The organism is Streptomyces sp. S3(2020) (assembly GCF_013044505.1).
GTDB lineage: Bacteria > Actinomycetota > Actinomycetes > Streptomycetales > Streptomycetaceae > Streptomyces.
On record NZ_JABERD010000428.1, the window covers coordinates 1 to 3,382 of the forward strand.

Sequence of the window (3,382 nt, forward strand, 5' to 3'; positions counted from 1 at the left end):
TTGGAGGAGGGGGGGGATGTAGGTGTGTATTTTTGTTGGTAAGGATGGGGGAACGACCGAGAACACCACGTTCCTCTTCGTCGGAGGCGTCAGATGTGGAGAAGAGACAGCGGCAGGTAGAACCCCAGCATCCGTTCCCGGGCAGCCTCCCCCTCGACCCACAAACCCGCATCCCCCGTCGCCACACCCGCCCCGAACGCCCGCACCAAGTCATGCAACCGCCACCGAGTAGCCGAAGCAGAGCCACCGTCCTCGCCCCAGATTTCCGTGACCAGATGGGTGGCGGCGAGTCTTTCAAGCAGCTGCAGAACCTCGTCCTCGGCAAGGTCGGTCAGGGCGGCTGCCGCCTGGGTGCTCGTGTCTGCGCTCGGTGCCAGTGAGAGCAGGCGCAGTAGGCGTGCCTGGTCGGGCGGCAGACGGCGGTAGGACGTTTCCAGGACCGGTGTGAGGGCGAGGGAGCGGCCGTACTGGTCCGTTCCCAGGTCGCTGCGGTCGAGTGCGAGCGTCGGGTTCCCGGCCTTGTGGATGTCCGCCACCAGCGAGGCGATACCGCGCCGGCGTCGCCTGCGCAGCATCGCGGCGGAGATCTGGAGGGCGAGGGGTAGGTGGCAGCAGAGGGTGGTCAGTTCGCGCAGGGCGTCGGGCTCGCGGGCCGGGCGGTCGTCGCGGTCGTCGGCATCGTGAAGTGCGCGGGTGACGAGGGCGACGGACTCAGCCGGGTCCAGAGTCTCAAGGTCGACGAGGCGCACGGAGAGGGAATCCGGGCGGTCGCGGGAAGTGATGATGACCCGGTGGTGGTCCGTGCCCGGGAGGAGGGGGAGGAACTGGGACGGATCCGAGGCGTTGTCGAGGATCAGCAGCATCCTCTCCCGCCGCTCGGTCAGCAGAGTGCGGTACGTGTCGTATTGACGTACCGACGTATTTGGCAGATCCGTCCCACGTACGTGGAGCGCGTCGAGGAGCGCGAGGACCGCCTGGTCGGCGGTGACGGGATTGTCGTCGTACCCACGCAGGTCGACGAAGAGGGTCCCGCCCGGGAACCACCCCTGCGAACATGCCTGGTAGGCGGCCTCCAACGCCAATGCCGTCTTGCCGATGCCGCCCATGCCGGTGACGGCGAAGATGAGGAGTGGAGACGCGGTCGAACCGTTCGGGGTGGGTTCGAGGTGAGGCAGCAGGCGGGACAGATCTGCCAATCGCCCTGTGAATCCCGCGGGGCGGGGTGGCAGTGCCGCGGTTGCCACCGGGACCGGGCCGTGGCTAAGCGGTGTCGTCCCGGCGGTGGTTGACCGACTTGGCGGTGAAGGGGGCGTTGAAGGTGCTGCCTCGGAAGTCGAGGTGGTCGCCGCCGTACGTGGCGGGTCGAAGGGGACCCTCCTGGGAGTCGTCGGAAGCGGCGGGCGCTGGTGTTCCGCCCCTGCTCGCCTTGGTCGGCCGGTGCTTGCGCAGGATCGCGACCGCCGCTGCGGCTGCCGCGTCGGCGGCACGGGGTTGGGACCCCTTCGCGTCGGCCCGTGCCTTTCCGGCGTCGGCGTAGTCGCTGATGCCCCGGATCACCAGCGCGTCCAACCCGCTGCTGAGGTGCGCGGCGTGGACGACTCCGGAGCCTTCCATCTCGATGGCGGCGGCGTCGTTGTAGTGCGTGCGGAGGTGCTCGGCGATCTCCGACTTCGCGTCGGCCAGGACGACGTCGCCGACCGCGATTGGCTTGAGGTGCACCTTGCCGCGCAGGGCGAAGCGGGCGGCCTGTTCCAAGCGGTGTGAGGAGTGCCAGGCTTCGGGGCGGACCTCGAAGCCGTTGGAGGTCTGTTTGCCGCCGTGGATGCTGTACACCTTCGTACCCACTACGACATCGCCGATCTTGATGTCGTTCTTCTTCAGGCTGCCCGCCACCCCGACGAACAACAGGACGTCCGGGTGCAGCCAGTTGACGATCCGTTCGGTGAGCACGGCGGCGTTCAGGGCGCCCGGACCGAGTTCGGCGATGGCGACATGCCAGGGCGTGTCGGGAAGGCGGCCCCACTCGACCCGCGTTCCCTCGTCGTGTTCGAGCTCCTCGGCCTCCGGGATGTGGGCCCGTACAGCCTCGTACTCCGACGGCAGCGCGGTCAGGATGACGACCGTGGGTTCTGTTTCCGACACGCTTTCACGGTACTGCCAAGTCGTCTGAGCGGAGCGAGGGTTGGGGGAGCTCGGAGCGGCGTACCGTGATGTCAGCGATGGGTGTGGGTGGTACGGGGGACGGCACCATGACGACCGAGTACGGCGAGGATCATCTCGATTTCCGGGGCGTGCATGTCGCTGGGGACTTCACCGCGAAGAAGGTGGAGTACCGGGAGCACGGGCCGGCTCCTACCGCCCTGGACGCGCTGCCTGCGAGAATGGTCGGCTTCAGAGGGCGTGAGGACGAACTACGGTCGCTGCTCGATGCGTTGGACCCGTCGGCGCCAGACATCCCGTCGGCCGTCCTCGTCGTTGCCGTGTCCGGGCTCGGCGGCATCGGCAAGACGTCGCTCGCGGTGGAGGCGGGGTACAGGGCGGGCGCGAGGGGCTGGTTTCCGGGCGGGACGCTGTTCGTGGATCTGCACGGCTACGACGACGATCCCGCCACCGCCGACCAGGCACTTCAGGCGCTGCTGCGGGCCCTGGGCGTAGATCCGGAGCACATCCCGGCCACGGCGGGTGAACGAGCCGCGCTTTACCGGTCGACCCTCGCCGAGCGCGCCAAGAAGTGCGGGCCGGTACTGGTCCTCGCCGACAACGCGTCCTCTTCTGCGCAGGTGCGCCCCCTGCTCCCGGGTGGTGGAACACGGCACCGACTCCTCGTCACCTCGCGCAACATGCTGCCTCAATTGGGCGCCAGACTCTTGCGGTTGGACCAGCTGACGCCGCAGGGGGCGCACGAGCTGCTCGCCCGTGCCCTGCGGATCGCCGATCCCGCGGACAGCCGAGTGGCGGATGACGTCGATGCGGCCGCAGCCCTTGCCGAACGCTGTGGACACCTGCCGCTGGCCCTGCAGATCGTGGCCGCGCAGCTGGTTGCCGACCGGGACAAGCCGGTGGCCGAACTCGTCGCCGAACTCACCGAGGCCCGTGACCGACTCGATCACCTCGACGACGGTGAGCGCAGCGTCCGCGCGGCCTTCAACCTGTCGTATCGGCGTCTGCCGCCCGAGCAGGCTCGTGTACTGCGGCTACTGGCCCTGGCGCCGGGGCCCGATGCGAGCGGCGAGGTTGTCGCTGCTCTGGTCGGAGAGGACGCTCCGCCAGTGGCGCACCTGAACGCGCTGGCCCGCGCGCACCTTGTCGAACGGGGGAGTGGGCGCGCTCGGTGGCGGTTACATGACTTGGTGCGGGTGTTCGGGGTGGGTGTGGTGGCGGG

General features: G+C 68.8%; 2 protein-coding genes and 1 pseudogene. 1 reads left to right on the forward strand and 2 read right to left on the reverse strand.

The window, feature by feature from the left end:
• Positions 1 to 116: 116 nt before the first annotated feature.
• Both HLK59_RS49070 and HLK59_RS49075 read right to left on the reverse strand, forming a co-directional pair.
• A pseudogene (locus HLK59_RS49070) lies at positions 117 to 1,124 on the reverse strand (NB-ARC domain-containing protein); the annotation flags it as partial.
• A 136-nt stretch (positions 1,125 to 1,260) separates the two neighbouring features.
• Positions 1,261 to 2,142: a 5'-methylthioadenosine/S-adenosylhomocysteine nucleosidase gene (locus HLK59_RS49075; RefSeq protein WP_171148183.1), complete on the reverse strand. Its 882-nt coding sequence runs from the start codon at positions 2,140 to 2,142 to the stop codon at positions 1,261 to 1,263.
• A gap of 107 nt (positions 2,143 to 2,249) precedes the next feature.
• On the opposite strand from HLK59_RS49075, the gene HLK59_RS49080 reads away from it, so the two are divergent.
• Positions 2,250 to 3,382: ATP-binding protein (locus HLK59_RS49080; protein WP_171148184.1), on the forward strand; the 1,133-nt coding region annotated here is incomplete at its 3' end.